The following is a 19,245-nucleotide window of genomic DNA, read 5'->3' on the forward strand; positions in this document are numbered from 1 at the left end:
TCAGGCGGTTTTACGCAGCGTCGGGCAACGGCTCGCTCCCCGCCGACCGCGCGACATGCAGCGTCTCGACGCAATGATCGTCGGCCCAGGCCAGACCGGCGGCCTCCGCATCGTCATAGCTGGCATAGGTGTCGCCACCGACCAGCGAGACGGATTCGGCCGAATCCACGTCGCCGCAGCGGAACAGCACCGATCCTTCCAGCAGGAAACGACCATCCTCGCGCTGCTGGATGCGGATGCAATCGGTATCGGGCGGGGGTGCCTCGCCGGCCGGCAGCTTCACGATCTGCATAACACCTCCCGTTGATAACGGGGGTCAACGCACCGCGCGGACGGACGGTCCGAATCGTTCATGGGAACATCTGGCCGCAAGGACCGCGAGCGCGGCCAATGTACGCCGATTCAGCGCCGCAGGCAGGCCGAAGCTCCTGTGATCCAGGCCGTTTTGCGCCGGCCTAATCGTCGATCATCGCGCGGAGTGCCGGGCTCAGCCATTCCACCACCCGCCCCTCACGCCGCGTCAGCGCCCGTACCGCCAGCCCCCGCTGCGTCGCCATCGCCATCATCTCCGCCGGCGCCAAGACGCTCAGCGCCGTCGCCCACGCATCCGCCGCCATCGCCGTGTCATGGATCACGCTCACCGCCAGCGCATGCGCCACCGGATAGCCCGTCCGCGGGTCGATCGTATGCCGCCCCCGGACATAATCACCCGACGTCGCCACTGCGCATTGATGAAGCGCCACCCGGATCGGCGCCGCGCAGCCGCCCGGCGTCTCCAGTTCCACCCACCAGGGATCACCGTCAGGCCGCAACCCGCGCCCGACAAACTCGCCGCCGATCTCGACCAGTTGGTGGGAAATACCGTGTTCTGTCAATATCTTGGAAAGACGGTCAACGGCATGCCCCTTGGCAATGCCGGACAGGTCCAGCCGCGCCTCGCCGTGCCGCCTGACCCGGCACCCGGCGCGGTCAAGCTCGAGCTGGCGCCACCCCCCGCCGGCACGCGCTGCGGCAATTTCGTCGATGGTCGGCAAACGATCCACCGCAACCGGCCCATATCCCCACCGCGCGACCAGCGCACCAATGGCCGGATCGAACGCACCGCCCGACGCCGCCGCCACCTCCAATGATGTGGCAAGCACCTCTACAAATTCGTCCGAAATCGAATGCCACTCACCCGGCGCCGACCGATTGATCGCGCTGAGCCGCGAATCCGCGGCCCAATGGCTCATGTCGCTGATAACGCCGGCGAAAACCCGTTCTATCGCCTCGTACAGCCGCTCGGCCACGACGTCATCTGGCGCGGCATAGCGGATATGCCAGCGGGTCCCCATGGTAGCGCCGCCATGATCCACGACGCGTGCCGATCGATCCCAGTGGCTCAGCGCCGCGGGGTCGATCGGCGGTACGACGTAGCGGATCGGATCCGCGCGCGGGTCAGCGACCATGCCTGCGATGCCGCGCTCAGGGCGCGGGCACCTCCAGGGTCGTGGTGAAGGTCATGCGCCGCTCGGTCGCGCGCGGGACGGTCGTGTTGGCGTCGGTCACCGTCGCGCTCAGCCAGTACATGCCCGGTACCGGCCAGTTGACCCGCAGCACGCCGTCCGCACCCGTGACCAGCTCCTGCGCGCCTTCCGCCTCGCGGAACTTCTTGGATCCCGGCACCACCGTCACCTTCACCCCGGCCGCCGGCTTGCCATCGACGAGGAAGCGGAACTGCCCCTCCTCGTCCGCGACGAGCGCGCCGGGATGGGAGATCGGCTGGAACTCCAGCCCCTTACCCGTCGGCTTGAACACCGTCTCGCTCGGCGGCCCGGCGGTGACGAAAGTGGCGTTCTGGCTCGACACCTCGGTCAGCTTGACGTCGGTCGCACCGGCCGGGATTTCTGCCGGCGTTGCCACGCTTTGCACCCGCGGACGAGCTTGCGCACCAGCACCCGCAGCCGGCGGCGGACCGCGTCGGCCGCCGACGCGCCATTCCTCGTCATTCAGCTTGAAGCTGCCCATGACCGACGACATTTCGGTGCCGATCTTCCACGTGCCCGGCTTGTCGACCTTCACGTCGAACGTGGTGCGGTGACGGCCAGTGGCGGCATTCTCGATCGTGCCGGTGGTGCCGTCCGGCGCCCAGACCTTTATCTGCTCCGGGCGCATCGCGACGTGATCCGGGTAGAACAGGTCGTTCGATACCGCCGCGTCGACCGTCACATATTGGTTGGTGTCCGACAACGTAGTGGTCGACGGCAGCAACCACTGGCGGTGCGCCATCGCCGGGGCGGCCAGGGTAGCGGCGCCGACGGCGGCGAGCAGGAGGGTCTTCAGACGCATGGCGATCTTCCTCAACGAACGGTGATGGTGCCGAGCTCGGCGCTGCCCTTGGCAGTGCCGCCCTTGCCCGGGATGGTGATGGGCACGCGGACCAGCTCACGACCGCCCGTCTCGCGTGCAGCCTCGACGTTCAGCACATATTGCCCTGCGGCCAGCCCCTTGGGCAGCGGGATCTGATAGGTGCCCGGGGCCCTCGTCGCGCCGCTGACGCCGTCGGCCGGCAGCTTCATCGTGCGACCGCCCTTGCGCCACCAGCTGCGCAGGTCCGCCAGCCATTTGGTGCCGGGTTCCGCGCCGCCCTTCTTGACGTCGTACCACACGAACACCGTGCGCGCCGGGCCGCCAGCGGCCGGTTCCAGCCACCCGGCGACATAAGGCCGGTGATATTCGGCCACTTTCAGCTGCGGGATAGTGACGCTGACGGTCTGCGCGGCCGCAGGGGCACTGACCGCGCCGGCGACGAGGAGATAGACAGGACGCATGAGGTTCGCGGCTTCCTCTCAGTGGATCAGGAACACGGCCAGCAGCAGCGGGACGATCACACTCGTCGCGACCAGCGGCCAGGTGGAGGGACGATGACGGGCGTGAAGCTGGAGCAGCAGCAGCCCGGTCAGCGTGAAGATGATGCACACCACGGCGAAGGCGTCGATGAACCAGAACCAGGCGTCGCCGGTGTTGCGGCCCTTGTGCAGATCGTTGAGGTAGGAGATCCAGCCGCGCCAGGTGGTTTCTGCGGTGATCGTCCCGCTCGTCCGGTCGATGCTGACCCAGGCGTCGCGGCCCGGCCCCGGCATGGCGACATAGACTTCGTCATCGGACCATTCGGCGGCGCGGCCGGCGGGATCGAGCGCCACGGCTGACGCCACGGCCTCTGCCACGGCGCGCGGCAGCGGCGCGGCTGCGGCATGGTCGCCGCGCAGTTCGGCGAGGCGCTGCGGTGGCAGTGTTGCCTCTACCTGCGTGACCTGCGGTTCTCCGCCGATCGAGGCGGCATGGTTGAGCGTGATCCCGGTGATCGCGAACAGGAACATGCCGGCCAGCGACACCGCTGCGCTCACCCAGTGCCAGGTATGCAGCTGCTTCAGCCAGAATGCGCGGACCTTCTTGCGCGGGCGAGGGGGTCGGGTACGGCCGGCTGTACCGCGCGGCGCGGGCGTGACGCCGCCACATGCCGGCGCCGGTTGCCGCTCCCTCACCCTGTCCGTCTCGCTTGCCTGCATTCCACCGCTCGGGAGGCACCATTGCCTGATGAGCCGTCGCTAAGGCAGTCGCGAATAATTCGCAACAGCAAATCGGTCAGCCGGAGTTCCGCAATGCCGTTGCGATGGCGTTGATCGACAGCAGGATGCCCTCCGCGATGCGCGGATCGTCCTCGCCGGCACGGTGCCGCCGCATCAGTTCGATCTGCAGCAGGTTGAGCGGTTCGATATAGGGCAGTCGCAGGCGAATCGATGCGTCGAGAGCCGGGTGCTTTTCCAGCAGGCGGGACTGGCCGGTCACCTCCAGCAAGCCATCACAGGTTTGCTGCCAGTCGTCACGAATCCGGCCGAAAATCCGCGCACCGAGCTTCTCGTCCTCGACCAGCCCGGCGTAGCGCTCGGCAATGCCCATGTCGGACTTGGCGAGGACCATTTCCATGTTGGCGAGCATCGCGCCAAACAGCGGCCAGCCCTCTGCCATGTCGGCCAGCAGCGCCTTGTCCTGAAACGCCGCAAGCGCATGGCCGACACCGTACCAGCCCGGCAGCATGACCCGCGCCTGTGCCCAGCTGAACACCCAGGGAATGGCGCGCAGATCCTCGATCCGGGACGATTTCTTGCGGCTGGCCGGACGGCTGCCGATCTTGAGGCCGGAGATCTCCGCGATCGGCGTCATCTGCCGGAAGAAGGCGTTGAAGCCCTCAGTGCCGTAAACAAGGTCGCGATACGCATGGAACGCGGTGTCGGAAAGCGTGTCCATTGCCGCCGCGAACGTCTCATTCTCGGTGTTCGACAGCGGCGCGGGCGAGAGGCTGGCGAGCAGTGTCGCCGAGGTCATCGCCTCCAGATTGGTGATCGCGCTTTCCCGCGTGCCGTATTTGCCGGCGATCACCTCGCCCTGTTCGGTGATGCGGATGCGGCCCTGCACCGTGCCGGGCGGCTGCGCGCGAATCGCTGCAAAGGCCGAGCCGCCGCCGCGTCCCACCGCACCGCCGCGCCCGTGGAACAATTGCATGCCCACGCCAGCTGCCTCGAACACCGGCTTCAGCGCGGTCGAAGCCTTGGACAATTGCCAACCAGAGGTGAGATAGCCGCCATCCTTGTTCGAATCGGAATAGCCGATCATCACTTCCTGATGCCCGCGCCCCCGGGCGATCGCCGCCACCTCCGGCAGGGCGAACCAGGCACGCATGATCGTGGGCGCGGCTTCCAGATCGCCGATCGTCTCGAACAGCGGGACCGCCATCACCGCCGCGCGGGGTGGATCGCCGGGCACGTACAGCCCGGCTTCCTTCAAGAGCAGATGCACCTCGAGCAGGTCACTGACCGATTGGCACATCGACACGATATACTGGCGAATGCTCGCTGGCCCGTAGGTCGCATGCGCCTCGGCGACCGCGGCAACGATCTCCAGTTCCTTGGTAGTTTCCTCAGAATAGGTGATGAAGCGGCTGGTGAGCCCCCTTGCGCTGGCGAGTTCGCGATTGAGCATCGCAACGCGCTCTGCCTCGTCTAGGGCGAGATAGTCGTCGCACACACCGGCGTTCTTGAGCAGCTCGGCGACGACCCGCTCGTGCACTGCGCTGTTCTGCCGCAGGTCGAGCGTCGCGAGGTGGAAGCCGAACACCTCGACCGCGCGGATCAGCCGCCCGATCGCGCCGCTGCTGGAGAGCAGGCCGCCAGCGCCTTCAGACAAGGGGCGCGCGAGCGTGACGAGATCGGCGCGCAAGGCAGCCGGATCGGGATAAGGCTCGGCAACACGCGCAGCCGGGCGCGGCGGCGGCGTTCCGACCAGCTTCTGATAGGTGGCAGCCAGCCGCGCGTAGATTCCGGACAGGGCGCGCCGATAGGGTTCGTCGCTGCGGCTGGCGCCGGTATCGCCGCTTGCCTCCGCCAGCGCGATCACCGCCTCATCAATCGTCGCGTGGTCCGACGAGATCGACAGTTCGGTGCCCAGCGCGTGCAGTTCATCGAGATAATAGCCGAGCGCGGCGGCAGATGCCTTTGACAGCGCCGTGCGCAACGAATCGGCGGTCACATAAGGATTGCCGTCGCGATCGCCGCCGATCCAGCTTCCCGGTTTGAGGAATGCCGGCAGGCGGCGTCCCATCGCCCGGTCCCAACGCTGATACAGCGCCGGGATGACCGGCAGGAACACGTCGCGCAAATAACTGAGCGCGGTTTCCACCTCGTCCGTGACGTACAGGCGTTCGCGCCGCAGCACGCGCGTCTGCCACAGCAAGGCGACCTGTCGCATGATCGCTTCGTCGATCCGGTCGCCGGCGGAGGTTTCCTCCGCCCCGGCATCGCGCAGCGCCATCAGCGCGGCGATGCGGTTGCGATGGTCGATCATGCTCTTGCGCCGCACCTCGGTCGGGTGCGCCGTCAGGACCGGGGCGATCAGCGCATGATCGAGCAGGGCGCAGACCTGATCGTGATCCACGCCCTCCCCGGCGAGCTTCTGCAGCGCGGAGGCGACGTCGGCGCCCTCCTCCGCGGCGACGCCCTGACGGTCCTCGGCGAGGTTCGCCAGCATGGAAAACAGCATGAAGCCGCGGACGAAATCGAGCGTCTCATCGAGCGACAACGCGTCGAGATGGTGATCCACGGGCGGGCCACCGCCGCGATGCCGGTCGACCGACGCGGATCGAATTACCTCGGTCGCCTCGAACAGCCGCTCGCCGCCCATTTCGCGAATGACGTCGCCGAGAACGCGACCGAGATAGCGGATATCGTCAGTGTTCGTGACCGGGGGTAATGCGTTCATCTCGCCTTGCTGCGCCTCACCGGTTTCCATCGTCAACGCGCAGATCCGTCAGGTGCCGCAGCGGCACGGCGCGCCCGCTGCTGCGCACGATAGGTTTCACGCTCCTCGCTGGTCAGGGTGCGGTCCTTGTTCAGATCGTTGCGATCGAACCAGTCGAGCAGCAAATTGCCCCATTCCTCTGCACTAAGCGCGCCGTCGCCGTTCTTGTCGCCGCGCGCGATCATCGGCCGCAACCGTTCCGGCAGTTCGTCAGGCGTGATCTTGTCATCGCGATTGACGTCATTGTCATGGAAGCGCCGTTCGATCTCGCTGCCGAAATCGAGCCGCGAGGTGACCGTGGGAGGGCTGTAATTCGCAGCCGCTGGCGTTTCCTCATCCTCGTCACGCGCGCCGCACGCAGCCAGAAAAAGCGGCACAATCGCCGCGGCGACGATCCATGATCGCATTGCCGTATCAACCTCCCTCAAGATCAGGCTTCGAGCTCAACGTCCCAATAGAGCCAATCGTGCCATGTCTCATGGAGATAGTTGGGAGGGAAGCTTCGCCCATGTTCCTGCAGGTGCCAGCTGGTCGGGCGGATCGGTTCGATATGGAGCGGCATGCCGGCCTGTTTGGGGGTCCGCCCGCCCTTGCGCAGATTGCACGGCGCGCAGGCGGTGACGACGTTCTCCCAGGTCGTGCGGCCGCCCTGCGCGCGCGGCACGACATGGTCGAAGGTCAGGTCGCGCAGGTGCCCGCCGCAATATTGGCAGGCGAAGCGATCGCGCAGGAACAGGTTGAAGCGGGTGAAGGCGGGGAATTGTGACGGCCTCACATATTGCTTCAGCGCGATCACCGACGGCAGGCGCATCGTCTGGTTGGGGCTGCGCACCTCGCGCTCATAATGGGCGACGATATCGACGCGGTCGAGAAACACGGCCTTGACCGCAGTCTGCCACGGCCAGATGCTGAGCGGATAATAAGACAACGGCGTGTAATCGGCGTTCAGCACGAGCGCCGGGCAGGCGTCCGGATGCCGGATCAGATCGGGATGGAACAAGCGCGCTCCCCTTCGATACCGTGTCGCCGGACCGTGTCGCGTCCCGCGATGACGCCATGATGACAGCCGGAGAAAAGCCGGGTCAAGGGGAGAGGACGAATGAACGACCAGACGAGCGAGAGCGTCACCTATGACGTGGCCGACCATATCGCCACGATCACGCTCAACCGACCGGCGCGGCGCAACGCGCTGAACTGGGACGCTTACGCCAAGCTCGAAGCGGCCTTCCGCCGCGCCGTCAGCGACGAGGACGCGCGCTGCGTGATCGTCATGGGGGCGGACCCGGCCTTCTGCTCCGGCGATGACGTGGGCGAGATCATGGCCGGGCCGGACGCGTTTGCGAAGCGCAAGGCGCCGCCAATCGTGCGGTACCAGCCCACCCCCGCGGCTATCGCCGCGCTCGAATGCGACAAGCCGGTGATCGCCGCGGTGAACGGCGCCGCGGTTGGTTGGGGCATGGAATTGGCGCTCTACGCCGACATTCGCATAGCGTCGGAAAAGGCGAAGTTCGCCGAATTGTTCATCAAGCGCGGCCTGGTATGCGACGTGGGCGGATTTTACCGCCTTCCCTCAATCGTCGGCCCGGCCAAGGCCGCAGAGCTGCTGTTCACGGGCGACGTGATCGACGCGGCCGAGGCCTATCGCATTGGCCTGGTGCGCGAAGTGGTGCCGCATGAGGAACTGCTGACCGCGGCGCGCGCGCTGGCGGGCCGGATTGCCGCCAATCCGCCGCTTGCCCTGCGCTACATGAAGGAAGGGCTGCGCCGTGCCGCTTATGGCGATCCGCGTGACCTGGGTGGCTGGGCGATCGAGACGATCCGGCGGCTGATGGCGACCGAGGATCACAAGGAAGGGGTCGCCGCCTTCATGGAGAAGCGCGAGCCGGTGTTCAGCGGACGCTGAGACCCGAACCGCGCGAGGGACACGGCGGGGTTGCCGAGCGGGGCGAAGCGACGCACATCGCGCGGCGTGATCGTCAGCCGTTTCGCCCCCTCCCCCACCGGTCGCCTGCATCTTGGCCATGCATGGTCGGCGATCCTGGCGCATGATCTTGCCCGCGACGCCGGCGGCCGGTTCCTGCTGCGAATCGAGGATATCGACGGGACGCGCAGCCGGCCCGAGCATGTGCAGACGATCATGGACGATCTGACCTGGCTGGGCCTGAGTTGGGACGGACCGGTCGTGCACCAGTCCGATCGCCTGCCCGCTTATGCCGCGGCGCTCGATCGCCTGCGGGAGATGGGGCTGCTCTACCGTTGCTACTGCACGCGCGCCGAGATCGCCGCCGCCAGCTTGTCCGCGCCGCATGATGCGGAGCCGGTCTATCCGGGTACCTGCCGCGAACGACAGGACGGCAGTGATCGGCCGTTCTGCTGGCGCATCGACATGGCGCGCGCGGTCGCGCAGGTTGGCGCGCTCGAGTGGCGCGACGGGGAACGGACGATCCCCGCTGATCCTCTGTCGGTCGGCGATGTTGTCCTGGCGCGAAAGGATGCGCCGGCGAGCTATCATCTGGCGGTCACCGTAGACGATGCGTGGCAGGGGGTGACCGATGTGGTGCGCGGGCGCGACCTGTTCGCGGCCACCCATGTCCACCGGCTATTGCAGGCGTTGCTCGACCTGCCGACGCCGCATTACCATCACCACGGCCTGCTCGCTGGCGAGGACGGGCAGCGGCTTGCCAAGCGGCACGGTGCCCCGACGCTGGCCGCGATGCGCGAGAGCGGCCTGGATGGAGGTGCCATTGCTGCCGATCTGCGCGCGGGGCGGGTTCCCAACGGCCTCCACACCACCTAGATTGGGTGGCATGCAGACGTTTCTGGTCATCCTCCTGGTCGCGGCGCTCATCGCGACGCTCGTCGCACTGATCCGCGGCATCGTCGCTTTTCTGCAGAACGCCAGCGCGGAGGCGCGGGGGACCGGGCAGACGGGGCCGACCGCCAGCCAGCTGAAGTCCAACCGCATGATGCAACAGCGCATCCTGTTCCAGGCGCTGGCGATCCTGATCGTCGTGGTCATGTTGTTCGCCGCCGGGCGCAACTGACGCGAGCCTTCAACGCTGCGGGTTGAACAAAAAAGCCGGTTGCTCGTTCCTTCTCCTGATCCAGATTAGCGGCAGGGAAAACCATTCCTGTCGCGCCTGATCCATGCGCTGATCGCCTGCCGTGAATGCGTGCCGTGAACTGGGGAGAGCACAGGATGCACGTGCGACACGCAGCCGACGAAGACCCGATCGCCGGGTTCTACAAGGCGACGCGCGCGCTGACCGATGCGCTGGCGGCGCCGTTGAGCGACGCCGACGCCACCGTCCAGTCGATGGACGATGCCTCGCCCGCCAAATGGCATCTGGCGCATACCAGCTGGTTCTTCGAGACATTCGTCCTGCGCGACCATGTCCCGGGCTATCGACTGCACGACCGCCGCTTTCCGTTCCTGTTCAACAGCTATTACGAGGCCGAGGGACGGCGCCATGCGCGCGGCCGCCGCGGCATGGTGACGCGGCCGACGCTGGATGAGGTGCGCACCTACCGCGCGGCCGTGGATGATGCGGTGGTCGCCGCACTTCCCACCCTTTCGCCGGCGGCGCGCACGCTTGTTGAGCTGGGCTGTCACCACGAACAGCAGCATCAGGAGCTGCTGGTGACGGATATCCTGCATCTCTTTGCCGAGAACCCGCTGGAGCCGGCGCTATGGGCCGCCGCCCCAAAAGTCCCCGTTGCGATGCCCGCGGCGATCGAGTGGCTCGAACGGGAGGAAGCGATCGTCGAGATCGGCCATGGCGGCGCCGGATTCGCCTTCGATTGTGAGGGGCCGCGCCATCGCGCGCTGGTTGCGCCGCATGCGATTGCCAGCCGCACCGTCACCAATGGCGAATGGCAGCAGTTCATCGCCGATGGTGGCTATCGCGAGCCGCGCTGGTGGCTGTCCGATGGCTGGGCCTGGGTCCAGCGAGAGGCCATCACCGCACCGCTCTACTGGGAAGAGCGCGACGGCGTGTGGACACGCTTCGGCCTCGACGGGCGGCGTGCGGTGGATCCGGCCGCGCCGGTCACACACGTCAGCTTCTTCGAGGCCGATGCCTATGCAAGCTGGGCCGGCGCGCGGCTTCCGACCGAGTTTGAGTGGGAGGCGGCAGCAACGGGCCATGATCCCGCCGGCGGCAACCAGATGGACGAAGCCGGGCCGCTAGAGCCGCGCCCATCCGCCGAGGGGCCGGCATTCTTCGGCGACGTCTGGGAATGGACCGGTAGCGCCTATCGCCCCTACCCCGGCTTTGCCCCCGTCGATGGGGCAGTGGGAGAATATAACGGCAAGTTCATGAGCGGGCAGTTTGTCCTGCGCGGCGGATCCTGCGCCACGCCGCGCGGCCATGTGCGCGCTTGCTACCGCAACTTCTTCTACCCGCACCAGCGCTGGCAATTCACCGGCGTCCGGTTGGCGAAGGACCTCTGAGGACAAGGCGCCCCCCCACCGTGGTGGCGCCACATCGACATCGATCGGAAAGGGACGCTGATGCTGAGGCCGGAAATGGAGGACGGACAAGCCTCGCTGGCGGACCCGCAGTTTCGCGCGGATGTGCTCAGCGGGCTGGAACGCCGCCCCCGGGCGATCCCAGCACGATGGTTCTACGACCGGCGCGGGTCGGAGCTGTTCGAGGACATTACGCGGCTGCCGGAATATTACCCGACGCGGACCGAGACCGGAATCCTCCGCGACATTGCCGCCGACCTGGCGGCGCGAGTCCCGGAGGGGTCCGCGCTGGTGGAATTCGGTTCGGGTTCATCGACAAAGACCCCGCTGGTGATCGATGCGGTCCGCCCCTCTGCTTACGTGCCGATCGACATATCGGGCGACTTCCTGCGCGAATCGGCGCGTGACCTGTCAGCGCGCTATCCCGAGCTGTTCGTGTTGCCGTTCGAGGCGGACTTCACCCGCGCGTTGACGCTGCCGCGCACGATCGAGGCATCACCCAAGCTCGGTTTCTTCCCCGGATCCACGATCGGAAACCTGATCCCGCTGGCGGCGGTCGACCTGTTGCGCGCGATGCGCGGCTCGCTGGGTGAGGGCGCGCATCTGTTGATCGGCATGGACCGGATCAAGGATCAGGCGGTGCTGGAGCGTGCCTATGACGACGAAGCGGGCGTGACTGCGGCGTTCAACTGCAACCTGCTCGCCCGGATCAATCGCGAGCTGGACGGCACCATCCCGCTCGACGCCTTTCAACACCGGGCGATCTGGAACGATGATCGGGCGCGGGTGGAAATGCATCTGGAGGCGACCGACGACGCCGCCTTCACGGTGGAGGGCCGCCCCTTCACGATCGCGGCCGGCGAGACGATCCATACCGAGAACAGCCACAAGTACGGGCCGCGCGACGCCCGTATCCTGCTGCGCGCCGGCGGCTGGACCCCGGTTGCGGAGTGGACCGATCCTGACGGGCTGTTCGCGGTGATCCTGGCGGAGGCGCAGCCGGAACGCCCCGCGCCCTGATTGTTGATTGCCGGTCAGGCGATCGCCGCCCGCCCGATCGATCAGGTCACCGCTGCGCGCTCCGCAAAGGCAGGATCGCGCCACGCGCCCTCGTCCATCACCGCGGCGAGCCGGTCGACCGCCTGCCACACATCCTCGAAGCTGGTGTAAAGCGGGGTCAGCCCGAGGCGTAGGACATCCGGCGCCCTGAAATCGCCCACCACGCCGCGGGCGATGAGCGCCTGGCAGATCTCCCAGGCATGGGGGTGCGCGATGCTGACGTGGCTGCCGCGTGCCAACGGATCGCGCGGGGTCACGAGCGTGAAGCCATGCCGGACGCAGCGCGCCTCGATACCCGCGATCAACAGGTCCCCGAGCCTTCGGCTTTTCGCCACCAGTTGCGCCAACGTCGTGCCGTCGAAGGTGTCCAGCCCGGACTCAAGCGCGCTCATTGCCAGGATCGGCGGAGTCCCGCAGAGGAAGCGACGAACACCCGGCGCGGGCGCATATTCGTCTCCGAAGTCGAACGGGGCGGCGTGACCCATCCAGCCCGACAGCGGTGACGACAGCGTCTGCTGCAAGGCGCGGGCGACGAACAGGAAGGCTGGCGCGCCCGGCCCGCCATTCAGATACTTGTAGCCGCACCCGATGGCGAGATCGACGCTGCAGCCGTTGAGATCCAGTTCGACAGCGCCCGCGCTGTGGCTGAGATCCCAGAGGATCAACGCGCCCGCACGATGTGCCGCGGCGGTGATCCCTGCCATGTCGAGCATAGCGCCCGTTTTGTAATGGACGTGGGTCAGCAGCACGACGGCCGTGTCCTGATCGATCGCCGTCGCGATCTGCGCCGCCGGCACGGTGCGGACGGTGCGGCCCGGCATCATCTTCGCGACGCCATTGGCAACGTACAGGTCGGTCGGAAAATTGCCGGGTTCAGCCAGGATGGTGGACCGGTCATGGCGCGCGGCACAGGCGGCCGCCAGCAGCTTGAACAGATTGACCGAGGTGGAATCCGCCACGATCACTTCGTCGGGCGAAGCACCGATCAGCGGCGCAATGCGCGCGCCGAGGCGGGCGGGCGCTTCGATCCAGCCGTGCTTGTTCCAGCTGGCGATCAGATCGGTGCCCCATTGCCGCGTAACGGCATCGGCGACGCGGGCGGCCGTCGCACGGGGCAGCGCGCCGAGCGAATTGCCGTCGAGGTAGATCGTTCCCACGGGAAGCGCGAAGCGCGCGCGGCAGGCCGCCAGCGGATCAGCGGCATCCCACGATTGGACCGCGTCGAGATCAGGCCAGTTGGTGGTCATGGGCGCGCTCACAATACAGCCCTCACGGTCAGCAGCTCGGGAAAGAATACCTGGTCGATGACCCGCGCCAGGTACGGCACGCCGGCGGTGCCGCCGGTCCCGCGCTTGAACCCGATCACGCGCTCGACGGTCTTGAGATGGCCGAACCGCCAGAGCTGAAAGCGATATTCGAGATCAACGAGCTTTTCGGCGAGTTCATAGAGATCCCAATGGCGTTCCGGCTCGGCATAGACGGTGCGCCAGCACATCTCGACCTGGGGCGAGGCGACATAAGGCTTTGAAAAGTCGCGCGTCAGTCGATCCTCGGGCACTGGCAGGCCGGCGCGCGCAAGGGCGCGCAGCGCCTCGTCATAGATGCTCGGCTGCGTCAGCGCGCCGGTGAGCGTGGCCTGGGTCGGCGGCGCGTCGGCAAAGACGTCGATCATGGCCGCGTTCTTGTTTCCCATCAGGAATTCCATCGCGCGATATTGATGCGACTGGAATCCCGAGCTGGTGCCCAGCTTCCCGCGCATCGCGGAATAATCGGCCGGGGTGATGGTGGCGAGAATCTCCCAGCTGCCGATCAGCTGCTGCTGCACGCGCGCAACGCGGGCCATCATCTTGAACGCCGGTTCGAGGCGCGATGTGGCGATGGCGTCGCGCGCGGCGGTCAGTTCGTGGAGGCACAATTTCATCCACAGCTCGGATGCCTGATGGATGACGATGAACAGCATTTCGTCGTGCGTACCCGACAAGGGCGACTGGCAGGCGAGAAGGTCGTCGAGGCGCAGGTAGCTGGCGTAGCTTGGGCCCTTTGCCGGGGCGACGGCGGGATCGCTTTGGGTGTCCATGGCCTTCTTTAGCCGCTTTCGGCCGCTTTTGCTTCATGAGCCGGCGCAATCCGGCCAGATCGGATGTCGCGCGCTCAGCGCCCCGCGGCGACGAGACGCTGCGTGTCGGCGCGGTCGATCGCAGTCAGTGAAATGCCGCGCGTTTCGCGCATCATGAGCGCCGCGACGAAGCTGACCGCAGCGCTGCCGGCGATATAGAGCGCGAGCAGCAGCCAGCCGTCGTGGTTGCGCAGGATCGCGGTGCCGATCAGCGGCGCCCATGAGCCAGCGACGATCGCCGTTACCTGATACCCGAGCGAGACGCCCGAATAGCGCATCCGCGTCGGGAACATCTCGGTCATGATCGCCGGCTGAGGCGCATACATCAGCGCGTGTACGCCGAGCCCCGCGATGACGGCGGCCAGCATGATCGCCGTGTCGCCGGTGTCGAACATGGGGAAAGCGGCGAAAGGCCAACCGATCGCCAGCGCCGCGCCGGCGAGATAGACCGGTCGGCGACCGATGCGGTCGGCCGCCATGCCGGCCGCGGGGATCGCCAGAACGTGCACGACGTGGCCGAGGAACAGCAACGTCAGGATGCGGCCCGTCTCGATCCCGCGATAACTGAGGTAGGTGATCGAGAAGGTGACGACCATGTAATAGAGGATGTTTTCCCCGAAACGCAGGCCCATGGCGGTGAGGAGCGCGCGGGGATAGCGGCGGAAGACATCGACGAGGCCATAGTCGGCGGCATGGTCAGCCTGTTCGCGCGCGGCCTGGAACAGCGGCGAATCGCTGACCTGTGTGCGGATGTAATATCCGATCACGATGATGACGACCGACAGCCAGAAGGCGACCCGCCAGCCCCAGGCGAGGAACGCCTCGTCCGTCAGCATGGCCGACAGGATGAGCAGCACCAGCGTCGCCAGCAGATTGCCCAGCGGCACCCCCGCCTGGGGGAAGCTGCCCCAGAAGCCGCGCCGATCGTCCGGGCTGTGTTCGGTCACCAGCAGCACTGCCCCGCCCCATTCGCCGCCAAGGGCAAAGCCCTGGATGAAGCGCAGCGTCACCAGCAGCGCGGGCGCCCAATAACCGATGCTGTCAAAACCGGGCAGGCACCCCATCAGGAACGTCGAGGCGCCGATCAGCACCAGGCTGACCTGAAGCAGCGACTTGCGACCGATCCGGTCGCCGACATGGCCGAACACCACGCCGCCCAGCGGGCGGGCGATGAAGCCAACGGCATAGGTCGCGAAGGCCGCGATGATTCCATCAAGGCTGTTGCCGGTCGGCGGGAAGAACAATTTCCCGAACACCAGTGTCGCAGCGGTCCCGTAGAGGAAGAATTCATACCATTCGACAATGGTGCCAGCCATCGAGGCACCGACGACGCGGCGAAGATAAGCGGAGCTGGTCGCGCCATGATCGGTCATGCGGCTTTTCTAGCGACGGCGTCCGACATTGCCAGCATGGTCGGCGATGCGCGCAAAATGATCACCAGCAACGATCGCGTGGCGTACATGGAAACGCTTACACGAAAACAGCGACTTGCAATGGTTAACCAGCTGGCGCAGGCAGCGTCCTCACCGTAAATTTACCGTTCCAGTCTATCGGGCTGCGCATGTCCTTTCCCGTCGCCTCATCAGCAGACGTCAGCGAACGTCAGGCGACGCATGGCGGCGCGGCGTCGTCACGCGAGCAGTTGATCGTCGGCGCGCGCGCGATGGTGCTGATCGGGCTGGCAATCCTGACCGCGAGCGCCGTCGGCCTGGCGACGCATCAGGCGTTTTCGGTGTCCTTGTGGCCGGCCAACGCACTGCTGGCAGGATTGATGGTGCGCAATCCGCGGCTTCGCTGCTGGCCGAGCTGGGTGGGGGCGCTTGCCGGCTTCATCGTCACGGACCTGATGTTCGGGCGACCGCTGTCGCTGGCGGTGATGTTCGCGATCACCAACGTGGTCGGCGCGATGGTGGCGACGATGTTCCTGATGCGGCTCGACCCGCGCGACCTGGCGCTTCAGCGGGTACATTCCGTGCTGCGCATCGTGATGTCGTTGCTTCCCGCGTGCCTCGCGGCAGGGCTTTGCGGTACGGCACTGGTGGTGATCGCGTTCAACGGCTCCCCCGCGCAGGCGCTGCTTACCTGGCCGGCGGGCGAATTGGTCAATTATCTGGTCGTGCTGCCCGCGATCCTGAACATGCCCGTGCGCCGGGTCACACCGCGGCAATTGCTGGCCTGCATCCGCGGTTCGACCAGGCCGCGCTGGCCGCTGCTACTGCTGGTGGCGTCGTGCATCGCCGCGGTGCGCTTCGATGGGCCGGGCAGCATCATGTTTCCCATGCCGGGGCTGCTGCTGTGTGCCCTGGCCTATAGCGTTCCTGCAACGGCCGTCATCTCCATGGCGATGGGCGTCGGGTGCCTGACGGCAATCGGCCTTGGCATCATCGACATCGGCCAGGACATGGCCAATCCGTACAATGTCGTGTCCGTTCGGGTCGCGGTGGCATTCCTGGTGCTGGTCCCCCTGACCATCAGCAGCGCGATCGCGGTGCATGATGGCCTGCTCCACAAGCTGCGCGATGCCGCGAACCATGATCCGCTCACCGGCCTGCTCAATCGCCGCGCGTTCGAGGAAAAGCTGCGCAAGCGACTGGCCGCGCGGCGTGACGACAGCGGGCATCTGGCGGTGCTGTGGCTCGACATCGATCATTTCAAGCGGATCAACGACCAGCATGGCCATCTGGCGGGCGATGCGATGCTCCAGCTGTTCGCCAAGACGGCGCGCGATTGCTGTCGGGAGGGCGATCTGATCGCGCGGCTGGGCGGGGAGGAATTCGCGATCATCGCGCGGGTCGCCGATCCGGCGAGTGCCGAAGCGCTAGCGCTGCGGCTGCGGGACACCTTCGCCGCGCAGCGGATCTTCTGGAACGCCCGAGTGGTCAATGCGACCGTCAGCGTCGCTGCCTGCTGTCTCGATCGGGCGGCGGTCGACCATGTTGATCTGTTCCGGAAGCTGGATGAGGCGCTGTACCGGGCCAAGCGCAAGGGCCGCAACCGGGTGGAGTGGCTGAGCGACCTGCCGCCGGAAACCACCGGGCCATCGGCAGACCGGCCCAACCAGATACGCTATCCCCGCGCAGCCCCTCGCTGAACAGTTGCGCTCCCATCGGCGCCGCCGCACAAGCAGCGCATGGATTATGTCGCGTTGAAGAGTGTCGTGGCGGGCCTGATCACGCCCGCCAATCCCGATGCGCTGGCGCACGTGCATGGGGGGATGGCCGTGTTGCTGCTGGCGCGGCTGATCACCCGCCGATCGCTGTCGACGCCGATCCCGCTCGCCTGTGTCGCCGCGCTCCAGCTGCTCAATGAATGTATCGACCGCTACAATCACGGATCGTGGCGCTGGCCTGATACGATCGCAGACACGATCAACACATTGTTTTGGCCCACCGTGCTGTTCCTCGGGCTGCGCTGGCGGCGCGAGCGGACACCGGTGCGGGCGGCGGCGGCCGAGGACCTGCCCGCCACGACGTAACAACCGTCCGGCAGGCGGCGGCAAAGGGGAGAGGATCGCATGGACCTGGGACTTTCGGGCAAGACCATTTTCGTTGCCGGAGGAAGCCGCGGTATCGGTCTTGGCATCGTGGAAGCCTGTCTCGCCGAGGGTGCGAAGGTCGCCTTCACCGCGCGCGGCGCACAGGCGTTGGCGCAGACTCATGAGGCGCTCTGCGCGCGCTTTGGCGCGGACCGATTATGGAGCGCCGCCGGCGACATGACCGATCCAGGAGCGGTGGAGGAGGCGATGGCCGCCGCCGAAGCGGCGCTCGGCCCCTTGTGGGGCGCGGTGGCCAATGTCGGGCTGCATCCCTGCCCGCCAGGCTTCGACGTTCCCGACGATGCGTGGCGCGGCGGGATGACGCAGAACCTGGACTCGGCCTTCTTTCTAGCCCGCGCCGCCCTGCGCCGCCTGACCCCGCGTGGGGAAAGGTCGGTGCTGATGATCGGATCGATCGCCGGGCTGGCGGCGCTGGGCACGCCCCTCACCTATGGCACGGCGAAGGCCGCACTGGGGCATCTGGCCAAGGAGCTGGCGGTGATCGCGGGGCCGAGCGGGGTGCGGGTCAACACCATCGCGCCGGGCAATGTCATCTTTCCTGGCGGGGACTGGGAAGAACGCTCGACCGGCCCGCGCGCCGAGACATGGTGGCGCTGGATTCGGCGCGAGGTGCCGTTGCAGCGGTTCGGCAGGCCGGAGGAGATCGGCCGGGTGGCAGCCTTCCTGCTCAGCCCGATGGCGAGTTTCGTGACCGGCGCGATCGTACCGGTCGATGGCGGGCAGGACCGATAGGACCGGGTTCAAAAAGCAGGCGTGATCGCTAAGGAGCCCCTCCGCGCGTGGCGGCCGCATGGTCGCCGGGTCGAAATGGAGTGCGCAAGCGAGGAGTAGATCGCGCCATGGTACACAAGAGTTGGGGCGCAGGCGCTGGGGCCGACCAACGCCACGCGCCCGGCGCGGGACCCGCGAGGGGCGATGCAGCGCTTTCCCGTCTTGAGGCGCGGGCGGCGGAGCGCGCCGCGTCGGCGCAGGCACGAGAGGCGCTGCGGCAGGAGCGGCGTCGCGCCGATGCGGAGCTGACCGCGAGCGACCCACATCGCGCGGCCGAGCAGCGCCGCCGCGGCTCAGGTCGCAAGGATATCGTCCGGGAGCAGCGCGATACGTCGGGCTATACGATGGTGGTCGATCGTCAGCGCGTCCGTGCGCTCGCCGCCAGGGGGGCGTCGATCGCCAGCCTCGCCGCGGCGTTCAACCTGCCGGCCGACGACATCGAGGCGCTGCTGGCCGAGCGGGACGCCGGGAGTCCAGCGGCGTAGGTGAACAACGGCGGTGGCGCCATGGGACGCCACCGCCGCGTTACATCAGTTGCTGTCGGAGTCGTCGTCGTTGTCGGCGATCAGCACGATGCCGCCGACAACGATTGCCGCTGCCAGAACGGCCGCAACGATGCCGCCGCCAGCGACAGCGCGATCGGACTTGCCGGTGGCGGTGCCAACGCGGGCCGACGAGGCGACCGAAAGCTTCGACGCCGAAGCGGCCGGAGCCGCGGTGGCCGAGATTGGCGCAAGAACAAGCGCGCTGGCCGCGAGGCCGGATAGAATCTTCATCATCCCAAATATCTCCCTTCAAGGCGCAGCCGAAGCCGCCGCGCGTAGCAACGCCAGACTGCCCGCAAAGTGTCAACAGAACGACGATTATCAACAAGCGCTACGTAGTTTTCCCGCTTGCTGTGTTCCACATGCATCACGCGCCATGCATGCACCAACAGCA

General features: G+C 66.9%; 22 protein-coding genes. 10 read left to right on the top strand and 12 right to left on the bottom strand.

All coding sequences use genetic code 11. The features are described from left to right. Nucleotides 1-10: 10 nt before the first annotated feature. The 8 genes from ACH0BU_RS08835 to ACH0BU_RS08870 form a co-directional block, all read right to left on the bottom strand. A complete protein-coding gene (locus tag ACH0BU_RS08835; RefSeq protein WP_145117715.1) occupies nucleotides 11-292 on the bottom strand; it encodes a hypothetical protein in 282 nt (93 codons plus the stop codon). Nucleotides 293-455: 163 nt separating this feature from the next. Next, entirely contained in the window at nucleotides 456-1,448 is a 993-nt protein-coding gene (locus ACH0BU_RS08840) for an FAD:protein FMN transferase (RefSeq protein WP_500263942.1), read from the bottom strand. Nucleotides 1,449-1,464: 16 nt separating this feature from the next. Then, nucleotides 1,465-2,328 (bottom strand): DUF4198 domain-containing protein, encoded by an 864-nt coding sequence (locus ACH0BU_RS08845; RefSeq protein ID WP_136450947.1) that lies wholly within the window; start codon nucleotides 2,326-2,328, stop codon nucleotides 1,465-1,467. An 11-nt stretch (nucleotides 2,329-2,339) separates the two neighbouring features. Continuing rightward, complete coding sequence (locus ACH0BU_RS08850; protein WP_046409362.1) at nucleotides 2,340-2,810, bottom strand: DUF2271 domain-containing protein; 471 nt, start codon at nucleotides 2,808-2,810, stop codon at nucleotides 2,340-2,342. 18 nt (nucleotides 2,811-2,828) lie between these two features. Next, the gene (locus tag ACH0BU_RS08855; protein WP_500263943.1) at nucleotides 2,829-3,524 is read right to left on the bottom strand and encodes a PepSY-associated TM helix domain-containing protein; all 696 of its coding nucleotides are present in this window, start codon (nucleotides 3,522-3,524) and stop codon (nucleotides 2,829-2,831) included. Between the two features lie 100 nt (nucleotides 3,525-3,624). Continuing rightward, nucleotides 3,625-6,294: a phosphoenolpyruvate carboxylase gene (gene ppc, locus ACH0BU_RS08860; RefSeq protein ID WP_125945369.1), complete on the bottom strand. Its 2,670-nt coding sequence runs from the start codon at nucleotides 6,292-6,294 to the stop codon at nucleotides 3,625-3,627. Between the two features lie 32 nt (nucleotides 6,295-6,326). Next, nucleotides 6,327-6,740, bottom strand: a complete 414-nt coding sequence (locus ACH0BU_RS08865; protein WP_125945368.1) for an EF-hand domain-containing protein — start codon at nucleotides 6,738-6,740, stop codon at nucleotides 6,327-6,329. Between the two features lie 23 nt (nucleotides 6,741-6,763). Further along, the gene (locus ACH0BU_RS08870) at nucleotides 6,764-7,333 is read right to left on the bottom strand and encodes an HNH endonuclease (protein WP_125945367.1); all 570 of its coding nucleotides are present in this window, start codon (nucleotides 7,331-7,333) and stop codon (nucleotides 6,764-6,766) included. Between the two features lie 99 nt (nucleotides 7,334-7,432). On the opposite strand from ACH0BU_RS08870, the gene ACH0BU_RS08875 reads away from it, so the two are divergent. The 5 genes from ACH0BU_RS08875 (at nucleotide 7,433) to egtD (ending at nucleotide 11,824) form a co-directional block, all read left to right on the top strand. After that, nucleotides 7,433-8,236: an enoyl-CoA hydratase/isomerase family protein gene (locus ACH0BU_RS08875; protein ID WP_500263944.1), complete on the top strand. Its 804-nt coding sequence runs from the start codon at nucleotides 7,433-7,435 to the stop codon at nucleotides 8,234-8,236. A 66-nt stretch (nucleotides 8,237-8,302) separates the two neighbouring features. Beyond that, the gene (gene gluQRS / locus ACH0BU_RS08880; RefSeq protein ID WP_500263945.1) at nucleotides 8,303-9,130 is read left to right on the top strand and encodes a tRNA glutamyl-Q(34) synthetase GluQRS; all 828 of its coding nucleotides are present in this window, start codon (nucleotides 8,303-8,305) and stop codon (nucleotides 9,128-9,130) included. Nucleotides 9,131-9,140: 10 nt separating this feature from the next. After that, the gene (locus ACH0BU_RS08885; RefSeq protein WP_046409368.1) at nucleotides 9,141-9,377 is read left to right on the top strand and encodes a twin transmembrane helix small protein; all 237 of its coding nucleotides are present in this window, start codon (nucleotides 9,141-9,143) and stop codon (nucleotides 9,375-9,377) included. A gap of 155 nt (nucleotides 9,378-9,532) precedes the next feature. Further along, nucleotides 9,533-10,786 (top strand): ergothioneine biosynthesis protein EgtB, encoded by a 1,254-nt coding sequence (egtB, locus tag ACH0BU_RS08890; RefSeq protein WP_500263946.1) that lies wholly within the window; start codon nucleotides 9,533-9,535, stop codon nucleotides 10,784-10,786. Between the two features lie 60 nt (nucleotides 10,787-10,846). Next, nucleotides 10,847-11,824, top strand: a complete 978-nt coding sequence (gene egtD, locus ACH0BU_RS08895) for an L-histidine N(alpha)-methyltransferase (RefSeq protein ID WP_500263947.1) — start codon at nucleotides 10,847-10,849, stop codon at nucleotides 11,822-11,824. A gap of 41 nt (nucleotides 11,825-11,865) precedes the next feature. Here egtD and kynU read toward each other — a convergent pair whose 3' ends face one another. From kynU to ACH0BU_RS08910, 3 genes are all read right to left on the bottom strand, one after another. Then, nucleotides 11,866-13,110: a kynureninase gene (gene kynU / locus ACH0BU_RS08900; protein ID WP_145117700.1), complete on the bottom strand. Its 1,245-nt coding sequence runs from the start codon at nucleotides 13,108-13,110 to the stop codon at nucleotides 11,866-11,868. 8 nt (nucleotides 13,111-13,118) lie between these two features. Beyond that, nucleotides 13,119-13,940, bottom strand: a complete 822-nt coding sequence (locus ACH0BU_RS08905) for a tryptophan 2,3-dioxygenase (protein WP_500263948.1) — start codon at nucleotides 13,938-13,940, stop codon at nucleotides 13,119-13,121. 74 nt (nucleotides 13,941-14,014) lie between these two features. After that, nucleotides 14,015-15,352: an MFS transporter gene (locus ACH0BU_RS08910; RefSeq protein ID WP_125945360.1), complete on the bottom strand. Its 1,338-nt coding sequence runs from the start codon at nucleotides 15,350-15,352 to the stop codon at nucleotides 14,015-14,017. Here ACH0BU_RS08910 and ACH0BU_RS08915 point away from each other — a divergent pair. From ACH0BU_RS08915 to ACH0BU_RS08935, 5 genes are all read left to right on the top strand, one after another. Then, complete coding sequence (locus ACH0BU_RS08915; RefSeq protein ID WP_500263949.1) at nucleotides 15,341-15,511, top strand: hypothetical protein; 171 nt, start codon at nucleotides 15,341-15,343, stop codon at nucleotides 15,509-15,511. The genes ACH0BU_RS08910 and ACH0BU_RS08915 overlap by 12 nt on opposite strands. 29 nt (nucleotides 15,512-15,540) lie before the next feature. After that, entirely contained in the window at nucleotides 15,541-17,070 is a 1,530-nt protein-coding gene (locus tag ACH0BU_RS08920; RefSeq protein ID WP_500263950.1) for a GGDEF domain-containing protein, read from the top strand. A 39-nt stretch (nucleotides 17,071-17,109) separates the two neighbouring features. Next, nucleotides 17,110-17,454 carry a hypothetical protein gene (locus tag ACH0BU_RS08925; RefSeq protein WP_334656630.1) on the top strand — a complete coding sequence of 115 codons (345 nt, stop codon included), beginning with the start codon at nucleotides 17,110-17,112 and terminating at the stop codon, nucleotides 17,452-17,454. Nucleotides 17,455-17,493: 39 nt separating this feature from the next. After that, nucleotides 17,494-18,267 carry an SDR family NAD(P)-dependent oxidoreductase gene (locus tag ACH0BU_RS08930; protein ID WP_500263951.1) on the top strand — a complete coding sequence of 258 codons (774 nt, stop codon included), beginning with the start codon at nucleotides 17,494-17,496 and terminating at the stop codon, nucleotides 18,265-18,267. Nucleotides 18,268-18,374: 107 nt separating this feature from the next. Beyond that, nucleotides 18,375-18,791: a hypothetical protein gene (locus ACH0BU_RS08935; protein WP_136450936.1), complete on the top strand. Its 417-nt coding sequence runs from the start codon at nucleotides 18,375-18,377 to the stop codon at nucleotides 18,789-18,791. A gap of 45 nt (nucleotides 18,792-18,836) precedes the next feature. Here ACH0BU_RS08935 and ACH0BU_RS08940 read toward each other — a convergent pair whose 3' ends face one another. After that, on the bottom strand, nucleotides 18,837-19,085 hold the full coding sequence (locus ACH0BU_RS08940) for a hypothetical protein (protein WP_046409381.1): 249 nt from the start codon (nucleotides 19,083-19,085) through the stop codon (nucleotides 18,837-18,839). Nucleotides 19,086-19,245: the final 160 nt, after the last annotated feature.

It is taken from the genome of Sphingomonas olei, assembly GCF_045369765.1.
Taxonomy (GTDB): Bacteria; Pseudomonadota; Alphaproteobacteria; order Sphingomonadales; family Sphingomonadaceae; genus Sphingomonas; species Sphingomonas panaciterrae.

Bases quoted from the DNA above. Each gene is read 5' to 3' on its own strand.
- ACH0BU_RS08835 (WP_145117715.1), bottom strand. From the start codon at position 292: ATGCAGATCGTGAAGCTGCCGGCCGGCGAGGCACCCCCGCCCGATACC.
- ACH0BU_RS08840 (WP_500263942.1), bottom strand. From the start codon at position 1,448: ATGGTCGCTGACCCGCGCGCGGATCCGATCCGCTACGTCGTACCGCCG.
- ACH0BU_RS08845 (WP_136450947.1), bottom strand. From the start codon at position 2,328: ATGCGTCTGAAGACCCTCCTGCTCGCCGCCGTCGGCGCCGCTACCCTG.
- ACH0BU_RS08850 (WP_046409362.1), bottom strand. From the start codon at position 2,810: ATGCGTCCTGTCTATCTCCTCGTCGCCGGCGCGGTCAGTGCCCCTGCG.
- ppc (WP_125945369.1), bottom strand. From the start codon at position 6,294: ATGAACGCATTACCCCCGGTCACGAACACTGACGATATCCGCTATCTC.
- ACH0BU_RS08865 (WP_125945368.1), bottom strand. From the start codon at position 6,740: ATGCGATCATGGATCGTCGCCGCGGCGATTGTGCCGCTTTTTCTGGCT.
- ACH0BU_RS08875 (WP_500263944.1), top strand. From the start codon at position 7,433: ATGAACGACCAGACGAGCGAGAGCGTCACCTATGACGTGGCCGACCAT.
- ACH0BU_RS08885 (WP_046409368.1), top strand. From the start codon at position 9,141: ATGCAGACGTTTCTGGTCATCCTCCTGGTCGCGGCGCTCATCGCGACG.
- egtB (WP_500263946.1), top strand. From the start codon at position 9,533: ATGCACGTGCGACACGCAGCCGACGAAGACCCGATCGCCGGGTTCTAC.
- egtD (WP_500263947.1), top strand. From the start codon at position 10,847: ATGCTGAGGCCGGAAATGGAGGACGGACAAGCCTCGCTGGCGGACCCG.
- kynU (WP_145117700.1), bottom strand. From the start codon at position 13,110: ATGACCACCAACTGGCCTGATCTCGACGCGGTCCAATCGTGGGATGCC.
- ACH0BU_RS08905 (WP_500263948.1), bottom strand. From the start codon at position 13,940: ATGGACACCCAAAGCGATCCCGCCGTCGCCCCGGCAAAGGGCCCAAGC.
- ACH0BU_RS08915 (WP_500263949.1), top strand. From the start codon at position 15,341: ATGATCGGTCATGCGGCTTTTCTAGCGACGGCGTCCGACATTGCCAGC.
- ACH0BU_RS08910 (WP_125945360.1), bottom strand. From the start codon at position 15,352: ATGACCGATCATGGCGCGACCAGCTCCGCTTATCTTCGCCGCGTCGTC.
- ACH0BU_RS08920 (WP_500263950.1), top strand. From the start codon at position 15,541: ATGTCCTTTCCCGTCGCCTCATCAGCAGACGTCAGCGAACGTCAGGCG.
- ACH0BU_RS08925 (WP_334656630.1), top strand. From the start codon at position 17,110: ATGGATTATGTCGCGTTGAAGAGTGTCGTGGCGGGCCTGATCACGCCC.
- ACH0BU_RS08930 (WP_500263951.1), top strand. From the start codon at position 17,494: ATGGACCTGGGACTTTCGGGCAAGACCATTTTCGTTGCCGGAGGAAGC.
- ACH0BU_RS08935 (WP_136450936.1), top strand. From the start codon at position 18,375: ATGGTACACAAGAGTTGGGGCGCAGGCGCTGGGGCCGACCAACGCCAC.
- ACH0BU_RS08940 (WP_046409381.1), bottom strand. From the start codon at position 19,085: ATGATGAAGATTCTATCCGGCCTCGCGGCCAGCGCGCTTGTTCTTGCG.